Below are 14,221 nucleotides of genomic sequence, written 5' to 3'. Positions count from 1 at the left end.
GTATATATATTGCTCCAGGGAATCGCCCCCGGGCGTTTCATCCCCACGAATCCTGGAGAATCCAATGAGAATCTTCCGCAAACCCTTGCGCCGCCACACCCTGGCGATCGCGCTCTGTGCCGCACTCCAGCCACCGGGCGCTTCCGCCGCCGACACCGACCGGGTGTTCACCCTCGGGCAGATCACCGTCACCGGCCAGCACGACACCGGCACGCCGCTGGGCGCCGCGACGCTGGACCGCGATCAGTTGTGGGACTTCAGCCGCGACGGCCTGACCGAGGCGCTCGACATCATGCCCGGGGTGATCACCACCCCCGGCAGCGGCCGGCGCAACGAAGCGGAGATCAGCGTGCGCGGCTTCAGCGGCTGGCGCGTACCGCTGATGATGGACGGCATCCGCCTGTACCTGCCCGCCGACAACCGCATCGACTTCGACCGTTTCCTGACCCCGGATCTGGCGGAAATCCAGGTTTCCAAGGGCTATGTGTCGGTGCTCAACGGGCCGGACGGCATGGGCGGAGCGATCAACTTGGTGACGCGCAAGCCGGTCAAGCCCTTCGAGGCCGAAGTGCGCGCCACCGCCAACCTGGGGCGCAAGGGGCAGTACGACGGCTATACGGCCTACGCCAACCTCGGCGGCAAGCAGGAGCAGTGGTACTGGCAGGCCAGCGCCCAGCAGCGCGACATCGACCAGTGGCGCCTGTCCGGCGATTTCAAGCCGACCAGCCTGGAAGACGGCGGCAAGCGCGACAACAGCGCCAAGCGCGACTGGCGCACCAGTCTGAAGGTCGGTTTCACGCCCAATGCCACCGACGAGTATTCGCTCAGTTTCGTCAAGCAGAGCGGCGAGAAAACCCAGTCCGCGTCCACCGTCGACACGGATTCCTGGTGGTGGGAATGGCCGATGTGGGACACCTCCAGCCTGTACTGGCTGTCGCACACCGAACTGGGCAGCAAGAGCTATGTGAAGACCCGGCTGTACTACAACACCTTCGACAACGCGCTGGTGCGCAACAACCTGAACAACGGCCAGAGCTTCCGCAGCAACTACGACGACGAGGCCTACGGCGGCAGCATCGAACTGGGCACCCGCCAGTTCGACGGTCACACCCTGAAGGGCGCGCTGCATTACCGCCGCGACCAGCACACCGAGTGGGAAATCACCCGGCACACCGGGGTCAGCGAACCGAAGCACGAGAACATCGAATCCGTGTGGTCCCTGGCGCTGGAAGACACCTGGCAGCTGACGCCGGATTTCGATCTGGTGGCCGGCATCAGCCGCGACCGCCGCAAGACGAAGAAGGCCGAGGATTTCGCCAACAACACGCTGTTCGAGCACCGCGTGGCCAACAACGACGCCTGGAACTACCAGGGCGCGGCCATCTGGCGCTACCGCGAAGGCGGCAAGGCGCACTTCTCCGCCTCGCAGCGCACCCGCTTCCCCACCGTGTTCGAACGCTTCAGCAGCCGCTTCGGCAATGCCTCTTCCAATCCCTATCTCGACCCCGAGGAGGCGCTCAACCTCGAACTGGGCATCGAGGACAGCCTGGCACCCGGCGTGCGCGGCAGCGCCGCGCTGTTCCACAGCAAGGTCAAGGATCTGATCCAGTCCGTTCCGGTGGATCTGAACGGCAACGGCATCATCGAGAACAACGAAAACCAGAACCAGAACGTCGGCAAGGCCACCTTCAAGGGCATCGAACTGGCCATCACCGCACTGGTCGGCAACACGCTGGAGCTCGGCGGCAACTACACCTATACCGATGCCGAACTGCACGATCCCAACAACCGCGCCCTGCGCCTGACCACCACCCCGCGCCACCAGGCCTTCCTGTACGGCAAGTGGAAGCCGACCGGGCGCTTCACCGCCATCCCCTCGGTGGAGTACGCCAGCGCCCGCTGGTCTTCGGTGCCCACCGCGCTGGGCGGCGGTTTCGCGCGCAGCGACCGCTACACCTTGCTGAACCTGAAGCTGGAATACCGGCTCAGCGACGACTGGGACGTCTCGCTGGCCGGGCGCAACCTGCTCGACAAGGACTACGCGGTGGCCATCGGCTACCCGCAGGCCGGGCGCGCCTTCCTGCTGTCCACGCGCTATCAGTTCTGAAGGGGTTCACCGGGGGCGCCGCGGCAGCTCATCCAGCCGCGCGCCCCGGCCGGCCGCTTCGAGATCCGGCCAGCGGCGGCGCTGCACGTCCAGGCTTCCGGCCTCCAGCGCCGCCGTCACTTCCGCCGTATCGCCATGCCATTGCGCGCGCCCGGCCAGTTGCCAGGCCGCCCCCGCACGCGCCCACAGACTGCACTGCACGACACGGTTGCGGCCGGTGTCGCACAGCAGATGCTCGGCATCGCCGTCGCCATCGAGATCCGGCGTCAGCAGCACGCAGCGGCTGTCGGCCTGCAGACAAGCGAGAGCGGGCTGGTGGTCGGTATTCAGCAAGGCTTCCAGCCAGGCCTCGTCCGCCTGCGCCGCGTTCTCGGCAAGGCGGATCAGTGCGCGCGCTTCGGCAACGTCCTTCACCGCGCTGTCCGCCAGATCCACCGCCGAGCGGGCGCCTTCATAGCGCACCCGGCGTTGCAGAACGCGTTCGAGCACGGCCAGGCGATGGGCATCGCCGGCAAACGGCGGCTGGTCGCGCAGCGCCTCGGCGGCCCGATAGCCCTGCCGGCCGAGGTCGAAACGCAGCACTTCCAGGTCGCGCAGGTAGTCGCGCTCCTGCTGCTCGGCCGTCCCCGCCCGCAGGCGTTCGGACTGGCTGGCAGCGGCCAGGCGCAGCGGATCGAGCAGCGGCGAATTGACCAGCACCGCGAGGACGATCACCCCCCATGACAAGGCCTTGTTGACCCCGGCCACGGGCGCCAGCCAGCCTTCGCTCCGCCCGCGCAGCACCGCCCAGGCATAGCCGAAGGCATGGCCGCTCAGCACCAGGGCGATCAGCACCGCCCAGAAGCGGTCCGTGGTCCAGCCGTACTGCGCCACGCGCAGCCACAGCGCATACAAGGCCAGCACGGCGAATACCGGCAGCGCCAGCAGCCCGCCCTCGACCAGGCGCCGCAGCAGCGGCGGATAGGGCCGCCCGCCTTGGCCATCCTGATAGACCGCATTGACGAACAGCACCAGCAGGGCGAGCAGGCAGATCAGGATGCTGGCCGCCGAGCGCGTGCGCCACAGCGGCTCCAGCCCGGTGAACGGCAGCACCGCGACGAACAGCAGGGCGATGAAGGCGAGCAGGGGCAGCAGCCCCTTGAAGACCGCGAACAGGATGAGCCGGGCCACCTGCACCGGACGATGCTGGGTACGGCCGATCAGGATGCCCAGCCCGACCATGATGCCGGTGGCCAGATAGATGACCGGCCGCTCGCGCAGGATGCGACGGAACAGGTCGATATTCACCAGTTCGAACAGGGCCGCCCACAGATGCAGCACCGCCCAGCAGATGCCGGTGAACATCGCCGCGAGCAGCAGCGTGAGGGCGTTCTGCCAGGCGTGTTCGACCAGTTCCGCATAAGGTGCGCGCCAGCTTCCGTGCATCAGCCGGCACTGCAGCCAGGGCAGGGCGACGAACAAGCCGATGCCGACGGTGATGCCGAAGGGGCCAAGCACTTGCGCGCTGCGCAGGCCGGGCGCGCCGCTGGCGCTCCACGCCGCCCAGGCCGCGAGCAGCAGGAAAAGCCCCGCCACCACGGCCGCCTGCAGCCAGAAACGGCGGTCGCCCAGGCGCGCCACCGACAAGCTCATCAGCGTCGGCACGGCGAGCACCAGGGTGTACCAGCACACCCTGCCGCCCAATTCGGAGAACGGCCACCAGCCGTTGCGCAGGCCGGTATCGGCGAGATACAGCAAACCGCCCTGCAGCACGGCGAGCAGCACGATGAAGGCGCGCACGTCGCGCGGCAACGGGGAGGCGGCATCCGGCAAGGAGGCCGGGGAAGAAGCGATCGTCATGGCGGGTCCGCTACAGGGCGAAGACCGATGATGATCGCATCGAACGCCACGACCGGGCAAACCCGGCCGGCGTTCACAGCGAACGCAGGAAGGCCAGCAGGGCCTCGCGCTCGGCGCGCGGCAGACGGATCACCCGGTCGCGCGCGGCCTGCGCCTCGCCGCCGTGCCACAGGACGGCTTCCAGCACATTGCGCGCGCGGCCGTCATGCAGCAGTTCCCCGTGGCCATTGACCCGTTCGAGCAGGCCCAGGCCCCACAGCGGCGGCGTGCGCCATTCGCGCCCGCCGGCCAGGTAGTCCGGCCGGCCGTCGGCCAGCCCCTCGCCCATGTCGTGCACCAGCAGGTCGGTATAGGGTTCGATGCGACGCTTGGACAGGCGGGGGAAGCGCTCGTGCGCCCCGGTCGTCAGTGCCGGGCGGTGGCACAGCGCACAGCCCAGCGCGCCGAACAGTGCCTCGCCCTGGCGTACCTGCGGCGCATCGGCATCGCGCCGCGCCGGCACGGCGAGATGGGCGAAGTAGAACTCCAGATCGCCGAGCTGCGCATTCATCAGTTCGGGCTGCCCGCCGTCGGGCGCCGCGCGGCAGGCGGTCTGCGCCGGGGTGCAGTTCTGCGCCGGAAACAGCGTGGTGGTGATGCCCAGGTCACCCAGCATCGCCGAGGCGATCTGCTGGCGCAGGTCGGGGGCGTTGGCCTTGAGGCCGAAACGCCCCGCCACGGTTTCGCCGCGCTCGACCGACCAGACCCGGTTGACGCGGCCGCGCACGCCGTCCGGCTTGGCCTCGGCGGCCAGTGCTTCCAGCGTGGCCTGCGGCACCGCTTCCAGCAGGCCGAGCCCGAACACCGGCGGCCCCACCCGCATGGAGTGCATGAAACGGCCCAGCGGGCCGTAGCCGAGTTCCTTGAACACCAGCCGGGGACGGCGCAGTTCGACGCGCTCGCCGTCGGCAAGCACCACTTCGCTGTAGGTCCATTCGACCGCCGCGCGCCCTTCGCCGGGCACGCCGGGAATCGCCTCTTCGTTGAACTGCTCGCCGTAGACCGGATGCGGCAACGGGCCGCCATGCGGGTCGCGCCCCTCCACCGACAGGCGCACCAGCATCGACTGCATGCGCTCGTCCGGCCCCTGCGGCGCCCGCCCGCGCCCGTTGCCGGGGTGACAGCCGGCACAGGTCAGGCGGTTGTACAGCGGCCCCAGGCCATCGGAATCCTCATCCCGCGCGGGCGCCACCTCCCAGGCCTGGCGGAACAGGCCCCGGCCGCGCCGGAAGCGCTCCAGCTCGTATTCACCCAGGCCGGCGAAGGGCAGCGAATACGCTTCGCGGCTGGCGTCCCGGACCAGATGGGCCTCATCGGCCGCCACGGGCAAGGCCAGCCAGGGCAGCAGGCACAGGCCGGCCCCGGCCAGGAATGCGGCACGCCTCATGCGCCCAGCGCGGCGAGGCGCCGTTCGGCCTCGCCCCAGGCTTTCACCGCTTCCCACTGCCAGCCCACCTCGATGCGCTCCAGTTCCGCGCTCTCCCCTTCGAAGCGCTCGCGGAACAGCGCGAGCAGCGCCGGGTCCGCCGCTGCGCGCTCGGACAGCGGCGGGGTGCCGAGCAAGGCGCGGATCTGGCGCAGGTCGCGTCCCGCGCGCTCGGCCGCATGGATGCGCGACCACAGCGCCACGTAGCGCTCGTGGCCCTGCTCGCCCTGGATGAACATCTGCGCGAACAGGGTGGCCACCAGGGTCAGGCGCGCGCGCCCGGCTTCATTGTCATAGGCATAGCCGCCGGCCGCCGCCGCGGCGAAGGGGTCGTGGTAGCCGGCCGGCAGCGTGGCGTACACGCTCGGGCGCACGGGGAGCTTGCGGATGTCCTCCGCCGCCAGCAGGCGCTGCCCTTCCTCGGACAGCAGGAAAGCGGCGAACGCCCGCCCGCCGGCCGGATTCGGCGCGCCGGCGGTCAGCGCGACGTGCGCCGGGTTGATGCCACCGTGCAGCGGATAGGCGAAACGCAGCGGCGCGCCACCGGCGATCGCGGCCGCGACGAAGAAGTCGATGGACAGGCCGATCGCCGCGCGCCCCGGCCCCACTTCCTCGGCCACCCGCCCGCCGCCGCTGCGGATCAGCGTGCTCAGCCCGGCGATCTCGCTCCACAGCGCCCAGCCGGCCTCCCAGCCGTAGGCCTGCAGGACGATATCGACCAGCACCGGCGCGAAGCCGACGCGCGAGGGGTCGGGCAGGGCGATGCGCCCGGCCAGCCGGGGATCGGCCAGATCGCGCCAGTCCTGCGGCACCGGCACCCCCAGGCGCGCCAGTTCGGCGGGGGCATAAACATAGCCATAGCCGGCCAGTTCGGTGGCCACGAACAACCCGTCGACGTCCGAAATGCGCGTGCCGCCCAGCTTGGCGGGCAGGCCGGACAGGTCGATGCCGAGGGTCTGCAGGGCCTTCGTCTCCTTCAGGCGTTCGAAGGTACGCGGAGACGCCGCCCAATAGACGTCGACGCCGTCCTGCCCGGGTTTGAGCAGATCAGTCAGCGCGTCGCTGGGCCGCCGCCAGCGCAACTGCAGGCGATACTGCGGATGGGCGCGTTCGAAGGCCGCCTCGAAGCGGCTCATCATCTCTTCCGGATAGCTGGTCAGCACCACCACCGGGGAAGGCGCGGCCTGCGCCCTCGCCAGCGGCGCCAGTCCGCACAGCAGGGCGCCGCCGCCCAGCGCCGCGAGCACCCGGCGGCGGCCGGGCAGAACGTCCGGCGTCGCGACACCCATCGGACGCCGGTCCGTGCTTGCCCTCGAATCGCCTCGCGGCGTTGCAGCCCTTGCCCGGACGTCCAGTCCGGGCGGCGGCCTGCGCCTTGCGCCGCGATCCGATGGCTGCGCACAGCCTACGACATCCGATGGGTGTCGCGACACTAGGTTCGGTTTCATCCCGGCTTCCATCCCCTTTTTCAGCCCAGCAGCGCGACCGCCTTGATCTGCGCCCACATGCGCAGCCCCGGCTCGACGCCCAACTGGTCGAGCGAACGCCGGGTGATGCGCGCCAACAGCGAAGTGCCCTCCGCGTCCAGGCGCACCAGCACGTGCGCCGGGTTATCCGCCGCGCCCACCTCCACCACCGTGGCCGGCAGCAGATTGGTGATGCTGGTGCCTTCCACCCGCTCACGCGCCAGACTGACGTCGCGCGCATGCACGCGGAAGCGCAGGCGCTCGCCGAGCGCCTGCGGACGTTCGGCGACGAACACGCTGCCGCCGGAGAAATCCAGCCGGGTCAGGTTGTACTGCGCGTCGTGCGCGCCCACGGTGGCGGCCACCACCACCCCGGCGTCCTCGGCCAGCGCGGTGGGCAGGTCGAGGCGGGCCAGGGTGTCCTGCAGGCCGCCGCTGGCCACCGCGCGGCCGTTCTCCATCAGCACCACATGGTCGGCGAGGCGCGCGACCTCGTCGGGCGAATGGCTGACGTAGAGCACCGGGATGTCCAGTTCGTCGTGCAGGCGCTCCAGATACGGCAGGATTTCCTGCTTGCGCGCATGGTCGAGCGCCGACAGCGGTTCGTCCATCAGCAGCAGGCGCGGGCTGGTGAGCAGCGCGCGCGCCAGGGACACACGCTGGCGCTCGCCGCCGGACAAGGCGTCCGGGTAGCGGTCGAGCAGGTGGCCGATGCCCAGCAGGTCCACCACCTCGTCCCAGCCCACGCGGCGCTCCGCCTCCGGCGTGCGGCGCATGCCGTAACGCATGTTGGCGGCCGCCTTGAGGTGGGGGAACAGGCTGGCTTCCTGGAACACATAGCCGAGCGGACGCTTGTGGGTGGGCAGGAAGGCATGTTCGTCCTGCCACACCGCGCCATCGACCACCAGGCGGCCGGGCGCGCGTTCCAGCCCTGCCACGCAGCGTAGCAGCGTGGTCTTGCCGGAACCGGAGCGGCCGAACAGCGCGGTGACCCCGCGCGCGGGCAGCGACAGGTCCACATCGAGGACGAAATCGCCGCGGTCGAAGCGGAAACGTGCCTCGATGCTCATTGCCCCACCCCCACCACCTTGAAGCGGCGGTTGATCGCATACACCGCGAACAGCATCGAGAAGGCCAGCACCACGAGGATCGCCGCGAGCGCGTGGGCCGCCTCGAAGTCGAGCGCTTCCACGTGGTTGAAGATGGCGATGGAGGCCACCTGGGTGCGCCCCGGGATGTTGCCGCCGATCATGATAATGACGCCGAATTCACCCAGCGTATGGGCGAAGGACAGCACCGCCGCGGTCAGGAAGCCGCGCCGCGCCAGCGGCAGCGACACCGTCAGAAAGCGGTCGAGCGGCGAGGCGCGCAGCGTGGCGGCGGCCTCCATGACGCGCTGTCCGGTGGCCGCGAAGGCGTTCTGCAGGGGCTGCACAACGAAGGGCAGGGAGTAGAGCATCGAGCCGATCACCAGGCCGGTGAAGGTGAAGGCCAGATGGCCCACGCCGATGTCCTCGAAGAAACCGCCGATCGGCCCACGCGGGCCGAGCAGCAGCAGCAGGTAAAAGCCCAGCACCGTGGGGGGCAGCACCAGCGGCAGCGAGACCATCGCTTCGATGAAGATCTTGCCGCGCCATTGGGTGCGTGCCAGCCACCAGGCCAGCGGGGTACAGATCACGATCAGGATCGAGGTCCCTACCGCCGCCAGCTTGAAGGTAATCCACAGTGCCGTCAGGTCTTGAGCGGACAACTGCATGCCGCGCTCTTACTCCAGGCCGTAGCCGGCGTCTTCGATGGCCTTGCGGGACACCGGATCGTTGCGCAGCCAGTTCAGGAAGTGCTTGGCGGCTTCCACGTCGTCGGCACGCTTGAGCACCACGGCGGCCTGGGCGATCGGGGTGTACAGGTCGGACGGCGGAATCCAGTGGGAGCCCGGAATGCCTTCCGGCGTCTTGACCTGCGCCAGCGCGACGAAGCCGAGCTCGGCGGCGCCGGTGGCGACCTGGCTGTGGGTCTGGCCGATGCTGTTGCCCTTGGCGACCTTGCCGCCGGACTCCAGCGCATCCCACACGCCCAGCTTGGTCAGCACTTCCTGCGCGGCGGCGCCGTAGGGCGCGTTGCGCGGTTCGGCGATGGCGATGTGCTTGAACTTGTTCTCGGTGAGCACCTTGCCTTCGCTGTCGACCACGCCCGGCGTGGCGCTCCACAGCACCGGCACGCCGATGGCGTAGATGAAGCGCGTGCCTTCCACGGCGTAGCCCTCTTGTTCGAGCTTTGCCGGACGCTCGGCGTCGGCGGACAGGAATACGTCGAACGGCGCGCCGTTGGTGATCTGGGTGTAGAACTGGCCGGAAGAGCCCGAGCTCAGCGTCAGCGTGTTACCACTGGCGGCGGCGTACTGCGGTGCCAGTTTCTGCAGCGTGCCGTGGAAGTTGGCCGCCACGGCGACCTTGATCTCGGCGGCGGAAGCCAGGGCCGGCAGCGCGGCGGCGGTGAGGACGACGAGGGTGCGGGAAAGGAATTTCATCGCGGACTCCGTATTTCGGATGAGAGGGGGAAAACAGTCAGTCGTAGGTCGCCAGGATCACGCTGGACGACTTGAAGACGGCGCACGCACGCTTGCCGGGAGCCAGCCCGAGCGCCTCGCAACTGCCGTGGGTGACCACGGCGGTGACGTTCTTGCCCGAAGGCAGCAACAGGGTCACTTCATCGTTCACCGAGCCTTCGTGGACGGCGCTGATCTCGCCCCACAGCTGGTTGCGCGCGGTGAGGCGGATGGCGTCGTCGACCGAGATCAGCACCGACGAGGACTTGACCATGGCGAACACTTCCTTGCCGATGGCCAGGGCGAGGTTCTCCGCGCTGGCCTTGGTGATCACCGCGACGATCTCGGTGTTCTTGTCCAGCCGCAGGCGCACCTCGTAATCGACCTCGCCGTCGCGCAGCGCCACGATGGGGCCGGAAAACTGGTTGCGCGCGCTGGTCTTCATGGACATGCGGTGCATCAGGCGGCGGAAATCCTCCACGCTCTGCGGGCCGTCGTCGGCCAGGCGCGCGGCCACGCGCTCCAGCGCGGCCTGGGTCTCGATCTCCAGCGCGCGGTACATCGCCACCATGCGCCGGCCGTAGTCGGTGAGCAGCGTGCCGCCGCCCTGGCGGCCGCCGGTCACGCGTACCACCAGCGGTTCGGGCGACAGGTTGTTCATGGTGTCCACCGCGTCCCAGGCGGCCTTGTAGGACAGCGGCACCGCCTTGGCGGCCTGGTTGATCGAGCCGAGCCGGTCGATGGCCTCCAGCAGCCGCACCCGGGTGTCGGACAACGTGCTGCCGGCCGGCGCGTCGATCGACAAACGGCCCATCAGACGTTCGGGGCATTGCGGAGTCATGTTTGTTCCTAGGTATATTTGCTTGTATATAGCGAAAACCATGCCACGGCTGCCGTCCGAAACCGGCCGGACTTCCGCGGAAAAGCATGGGTGACAGACGGAAGATGCTCGAACAAATATATGTAGTCAACACTACAACGTGTCACCATCGCGACAGCCGGCAGCCGCGCACCGCCCGGCCGCGCGGGCAGAACGCGCGGCATGGCGTTTGCAATGGCCCGGCCATCTCCCGGAAAACCCGCCATGACCAAATCCAGCCCCCCCCAGCCGGACCTGTTCTCCTTCGATGTGCACAAGCGCATCGGCACCGCCCGCGGCGCCTTCGAACTGCGCGCCGCGCTCCAGTTGCGGCGCGGCGACTGCCTGGCGGTGCTGGGCGCCTCGGGCGCCGGCAAGACCACCCTGCTGCGCCTGCTCGCCGGCCTGGCGGCCGCCGATGGCGGCCACATCCATGCCTTCGGGCGCTGTTGGCTCGACCACCCGCGCGGCTTCTCTCTGCCCACGCGCAAGCGGCGCATCGGCTACGTGTTCCAGGATTACGCCCTGTTCCCGCACATGAGCGTGCGCGGCAACGTGCGCTTCGCCCAGCGCCGCGACAGCCCCGCGCAACTGGCCGACCGCCTGCTGGAAACCGTGGGCCTGTCGGCACTGGCCGCGCGCCGCCCGGCGGAACTCTCCGGCGGCCAGCAGCAGCGCCTGGCGCTGGCGCGCGCCATCGCCGCCGAACCGGAACTGCTGCTGCTCGACGAACCGCTCTCCGCGCTCGACGCCGGGCTGCGCCGCAGCCTGCAGGACGAACTGATCGCCCTGCGCCGCCAGTACGGGCTGACCACCATCCTGGTCACCCACGATCCGGGCGAGGCGGTCCGCCTGGCGGGGCGCGCGATTCTGCTCGAAGGCGGGCGCATCGTCGCCGACGCTCCGCCCGCCGAGCTGTACGGCGGGCGCGGCGAGGCACTCACCCTGGGCGGGCGTGTGCTGGCCGTGGAAGACGGTCCGGACGGAGTGCTGTACCGCATCGACGCGGACGGCCGCGCCCTGCTCGCACGCGCCGCCGGCGGTGCCGTGCTGGCGCCGGGCAGCGTGGTCACGCTGACCGCCGAGCGGTGGACCGCGCGCCCGGTCGGCCCCGGCGCGCTACACCGCGCCCAGCCGGCGCAGCCCCCAGAACAGCAGCAGGGTGAACGCGCCGAGTAGCAGCGAGAGCACCGCCGCGCGCTGGAAATCCCCGCCGCTCACCGCGTTGTAGATTTCCAGCGACACCGTGTTGGTGCGCCCCATGACGTTGCCGCCCAGCATCAGGGTGATGCCCACCTCGCCCAGCGAACGCCCCAGGCCGAGCACCAGCCCGGCGGCCAGCGCGCCGCGCACGTTGGGCAGCAGCACGCGGAAGAAGATCTGCAGCTCGTTCTTGCCCAGCGTGCGCGCGGCCTCCGACAAACGCGCCGAGGCCGCTTCCAGCGCCGCCTGCACCGGCTTGACCACCAGCGGCAGGCCGGCGATGAAGGAGGCGATCAGCACACCCCAGAAGGAAAAGATGATCTCCACGCCGAAGCCTTCCAGCCAGCCGCCCAGCGGCCCGCGCCGGCCGAACAGCAACAGCAGCGCGAAGCCGGTGGCGATGGGCGGGAACACCAGCGGCAGGGTGACCAGGGCATCCAGCACCCCGCGCCCCGGCCAGGCCGGGCGGGCGAGCGCGGCACCCAGCGCCAGGGCGGCAAGCAGGTGCAGGACGAGGGTGGCCGCTGCCACCCGCGCGGTCAGCGCGAGGGCGTGGCGCACGTCCGCCTCGGCCAGCACCGCCGGCATGGCGTTCAGCGTGTCGAGCATGGCCTCACAGGCCGTGGCGGGACAGGATGGCGCGCGCCTCGGAAGAACCCAGGTAGGTGGCCAGCGCCTGCACGGCGGCGTTGTGCTCCTGCCCGCCGACCACGCCGATGACGATGTCCACCGGGTCGTACAGCTTCTGGTCGATTTCCAGGTAGCCGCCGATGCGCTCGGCGATGCCCAGCGCGTCGGTCAGGTTGATGAAGCCCGCATCCACGTCGCCGCTGACCAGGTAGGAGGACACCTGCGGCACCGTGGACACCGGCACCAGACGCTCGCCGATGCGCGCGCGCAGGCCGCTGCGCTCGAGGAACTGGATGGCCGCCTTGCCGTACACCGCGTGCACCGGGTCGGGCAGCGCCACGCGGCCCACCCCCGCACCGGCCAGATCGTCCACAGAGGCCAGCGTCTTCTCCCTGGGCCAGGCCACCACCAGGCGCCCGGCGCCGGCCGGCAGGTAGCGCGCGAACTGCACATTCGGGGCGTTTTCCAGGAAGGCGCGGTCGCCGAACACCACCGCCACCTTGCCGCCCTGCGCCACCTGGCCGAGGATCTGCCCCATGTGGCCGTACAGCTGTTCCACCTTCACGCCGCTGCGGCGCTCGAAATCCTGCGCCAGCTCGGTCACCGGACGGCGATAGCCGGCGCCGGCGGCGACCAGCAGCGCCTCCTGCGCCAGCGCCGGGCCGGCCGCGCACAGCAGGGCGCAGCACAGCAGATGATGGCGGACGGCATTCAGGACACGGGAAGAAAAGACTCGCATGATGGGTTTACTCCGGTATGGGGGATGGACGGTCATCGGTATGCCGGCCTCAGCGCGGCATCGACTCGCTGAACACGTAGAAGGGCTGTGACGGCGCGCAGCCGTCGTTGCCGATCACCACCTTGCGCACCAGCCAGCGCTCGTCGCGCAGCAGCCAGGCGGTCACCGATTCTCCGGCGGTGGGCTGCAGATAGAACTCCTCGTCGTCGTCGGTACACGGCGCGGTCATCATCCAGGCATGCGCGTAATAGCACTTGCGCCCGTCGGCATCGCGGCCGAACACCCGGCGGGCCGACAACTCGACGTCGCGATGCACCTCGAAATCCAGCGGCGCCACCACCTGCTCACGCCAGGCGGCCGGCAGGCCGTCGGCCCAGCGCGGCTCGCGGCGCCAGGGCACGCCCTGCGGGCGGGTGGTGGAGCGGGCCAGCCATTCATCCATGCTGTTCTCCCTGGGCGGTGCGCACGAAACGCGTGGCCACGTCGGCCGGTGGTGCGCTGTAAGGCGCGGAGCTGGCGATCAGGTCGGCGCCGGCCGCCGCATAGTTCATCGCATTGGCGGCGGTCACCCCGCCGGTGGCCACCAGCAGCGGCTTCAGCCCCGCCTCGGCGAGCCGGGCGCGCAGGGCGGTCACCGCGGCCGGCGGAAAACGCTCCAGCTGCAGGATCTCCGCCCCGGCCACGGCCCAGGTCATTGCCTCCTCGATTTCCCCGACCTCGACCACCACGCGCTTTTCCGGCTGCCGCTGGCGCAGGGCGTTGATCGTGTCCGCGGGCGGCATGTCGAGAAACAGCCGGTGCTCGGCGAACACCAGCAGCGTTTCGGACAGGCCGAGCCGGTGCACGATGGCCCCGCCCGCGCGGATCGCCTTGATCGACAGGCTCTTGGTGCCGGGCACGTTCTTGCGCGTACAGGCCACCGGCAGCGGCCACGCCGCCTTGGTCAGCGCGGCCGCCGCGCCGGCCACCCCGCTCGCCCATTCCACCAGGTTCTGCGCGCTCTTCCACACCCGGTGCAGCGCGCCGGCCGGGCCTTCCGCCCACAGCAGCAGGGTGTCGGCCTCCGCCCAGGTGCCGGAAGGGGAAAACACCAGGCAGCGCGACGCGCCGCCCAGTTCGAACAGCCGGCGCGCCTCTTCGGTGGCGCACACCTGCATTGCGCGCCGCGCGCGGAACTCCAGCCGTGCCGGTGCGCCGCCGATGCCCAGGGTGGCGGTGGTCAGGTCGCCCGCCGGGACATCCTCGGCGAGCAGCCGCAGCAGGGCCTCGTCGGACAACACGCAATCGTTCATCGCACCTCCTCGTGCGTCCATTTTTATTTATGTGCTTATATAGCGATTTTCGTGCCCACTCTGCGCGCGCCGGATG

General features: G+C 70.0%; 13 protein-coding genes. 2 read left to right on the top strand and 11 right to left on the bottom strand.

The genetic code is table 11. From position 1 onward, the window contains the following. Positions 1-64: 64 nt before the first annotated feature. A complete protein-coding gene (locus E6C76_RS11720; protein ID WP_136348429.1) occupies positions 65-2,107 on the top strand; it encodes a TonB-dependent receptor plug domain-containing protein in 2,043 nt (680 codons plus the stop codon). 6 nt (positions 2,108-2,113) lie between these two features. Here E6C76_RS11720 and E6C76_RS11715 read toward each other — a convergent pair whose 3' ends face one another. The 7 genes from E6C76_RS11715 to E6C76_RS11685 all read right to left on the bottom strand — a co-directional run bounded on the left by E6C76_RS11715 (position 2,114) and on the right by E6C76_RS11685 (position 10,263). Then, a complete protein-coding gene (locus E6C76_RS11715; RefSeq protein ID WP_136348428.1) occupies positions 2,114-3,946 on the bottom strand; it encodes a DUF4153 domain-containing protein in 1,833 nt (610 codons plus the stop codon). A 73-nt stretch (positions 3,947-4,019) separates the two neighbouring features. Further along, positions 4,020-5,372, bottom strand: a complete 1,353-nt coding sequence (locus E6C76_RS11710; RefSeq protein ID WP_136348427.1) for a di-heme oxidoreductase family protein — start codon at positions 5,370-5,372, stop codon at positions 4,020-4,022. Beyond that, positions 5,369-6,700: an ABC transporter substrate-binding protein gene (locus E6C76_RS11705; RefSeq protein WP_136348426.1), complete on the bottom strand. Its 1,332-nt coding sequence runs from the start codon at positions 6,698-6,700 to the stop codon at positions 5,369-5,371. Before E6C76_RS11705 ends, E6C76_RS11710 begins: the two co-directional genes overlap by 4 nt. A gap of 179 nt (positions 6,701-6,879) precedes the next feature. Then, positions 6,880-7,947: a molybdenum ABC transporter ATP-binding protein gene (modC, locus tag E6C76_RS11700; protein WP_136348425.1), complete on the bottom strand. Its 1,068-nt coding sequence runs from the start codon at positions 7,945-7,947 to the stop codon at positions 6,880-6,882. Continuing rightward, positions 7,944-8,633, bottom strand: coding sequence for a molybdate ABC transporter permease subunit (modB, locus tag E6C76_RS11695; RefSeq protein ID WP_136348424.1), 690 nt, complete (start codon positions 8,631-8,633; stop codon positions 7,944-7,946). Before modB (E6C76_RS11695) ends, modC begins: the two co-directional genes overlap by 4 nt. 9 nt (positions 8,634-8,642) lie before the next feature. Beyond that, the gene (gene modA / locus E6C76_RS11690) at positions 8,643-9,404 is read right to left on the bottom strand and encodes a molybdate ABC transporter substrate-binding protein (protein WP_136348423.1); all 762 of its coding nucleotides are present in this window, start codon (positions 9,402-9,404) and stop codon (positions 8,643-8,645) included. Between the two features lie 37 nt (positions 9,405-9,441). After that, positions 9,442-10,263 carry a TOBE domain-containing protein gene (locus E6C76_RS11685; protein WP_136348422.1) on the bottom strand — a complete coding sequence of 274 codons (822 nt, stop codon included), beginning with the start codon at positions 10,261-10,263 and terminating at the stop codon, positions 9,442-9,444. A 243-nt stretch (positions 10,264-10,506) separates the two neighbouring features. Here E6C76_RS11685 and E6C76_RS11680 point away from each other — a divergent pair, with 243 nt between their 5' ends. After that, positions 10,507-11,460, top strand: coding sequence for an ATP-binding cassette domain-containing protein (locus E6C76_RS11680; RefSeq protein ID WP_230976249.1), 954 nt, complete (start codon positions 10,507-10,509; stop codon positions 11,458-11,460). On the opposite strand, the gene modB (E6C76_RS11675) is transcribed toward E6C76_RS11680, so the two are convergent. Genes modB (E6C76_RS11675) through modD form a run of 4 tightly spaced genes read right to left on the bottom strand, consistent with a single transcriptional unit; the run spans position 11,401 to position 14,145 of the window. Beyond that, a complete protein-coding gene (gene modB / locus E6C76_RS11675) occupies positions 11,401-12,093 on the bottom strand; it encodes a molybdate ABC transporter permease subunit (protein WP_136348420.1) in 693 nt (230 codons plus the stop codon). The genes E6C76_RS11680 and modB (E6C76_RS11675) overlap by 60 nt on opposite strands. 4 nt (positions 12,094-12,097) lie before the next feature. Further along, positions 12,098-12,853 carry a molybdate ABC transporter substrate-binding protein gene (gene modA / locus E6C76_RS11670; RefSeq protein ID WP_136348419.1) on the bottom strand — a complete coding sequence of 252 codons (756 nt, stop codon included), beginning with the start codon at positions 12,851-12,853 and terminating at the stop codon, positions 12,098-12,100. Positions 12,854-12,902: 49 nt separating this feature from the next. After that, the gene (locus E6C76_RS11665; RefSeq protein ID WP_136348418.1) at positions 12,903-13,295 is read right to left on the bottom strand and encodes a hypothetical protein; all 393 of its coding nucleotides are present in this window, start codon (positions 13,293-13,295) and stop codon (positions 12,903-12,905) included. Next, positions 13,288-14,145 (bottom strand): ModD protein, encoded by an 858-nt coding sequence (modD, locus tag E6C76_RS11660; RefSeq protein WP_136348417.1) that lies wholly within the window; start codon positions 14,143-14,145, stop codon positions 13,288-13,290. Before modD ends, E6C76_RS11665 begins: the two co-directional genes overlap by 8 nt. Positions 14,146-14,221 lie beyond the last annotated feature (76 nt).

Source organism: Pseudothauera nasutitermitis, assembly GCF_004801295.1.
Taxonomy (GTDB): domain Bacteria; phylum Pseudomonadota; class Gammaproteobacteria; order Burkholderiales; family Rhodocyclaceae; genus Pseudothauera; species Pseudothauera nasutitermitis.
Note: the sequence above shows the minus strand (reverse complement) of the source record. Positions and strands in the feature narration are given on the sequence as shown.

Coding starts and splice junctions, on each gene's coding strand:
- E6C76_RS11705 (WP_136348426.1), bottom strand. CDS start 6,700: ATGGGTGTCGCGACGCCGGACGTTCTGCCCGGCCGCCGCCGGGTGCTC.
- modC (WP_136348425.1), bottom strand. CDS start 7,947: ATGAGCATCGAGGCACGTTTCCGCTTCGACCGCGGCGATTTCGTCCTC.
- E6C76_RS11685 (WP_136348422.1), bottom strand. CDS start 10,263: ATGACTCCGCAATGCCCCGAACGTCTGATGGGCCGTTTGTCGATCGAC.
- modA (WP_136348423.1), bottom strand. CDS start 9,404: ATGAAATTCCTTTCCCGCACCCTCGTCGTCCTCACCGCCGCCGCGCTG.
- E6C76_RS11720 (WP_136348429.1), top strand. CDS start 65: ATGAGAATCTTCCGCAAACCCTTGCGCCGCCACACCCTGGCGATCGCG.
- E6C76_RS11715 (WP_136348428.1), bottom strand. CDS start 3,946: ATGACGATCGCTTCTTCCCCGGCCTCCTTGCCGGATGCCGCCTCCCCG.
- E6C76_RS11680 (WP_230976249.1), top strand. CDS start 10,507: ATGACCAAATCCAGCCCCCCCCAGCCGGACCTGTTCTCCTTCGATGTG.
- E6C76_RS11665 (WP_136348418.1), bottom strand. CDS start 13,295: ATGGATGAATGGCTGGCCCGCTCCACCACCCGCCCGCAGGGCGTGCCC.
- modB (WP_136348424.1), bottom strand. CDS start 8,633: ATGCAGTTGTCCGCTCAAGACCTGACGGCACTGTGGATTACCTTCAAG.
- E6C76_RS11710 (WP_136348427.1), bottom strand. CDS start 5,372: ATGAGGCGTGCCGCATTCCTGGCCGGGGCCGGCCTGTGCCTGCTGCCC.
- modD (WP_136348417.1), bottom strand. CDS start 14,145: ATGAACGATTGCGTGTTGTCCGACGAGGCCCTGCTGCGGCTGCTCGCC.
- modA (WP_136348419.1), bottom strand. CDS start 12,853: ATGCGAGTCTTTTCTTCCCGTGTCCTGAATGCCGTCCGCCATCATCTG.
- modB (WP_136348420.1), bottom strand. CDS start 12,093: ATGCTCGACACGCTGAACGCCATGCCGGCGGTGCTGGCCGAGGCGGAC.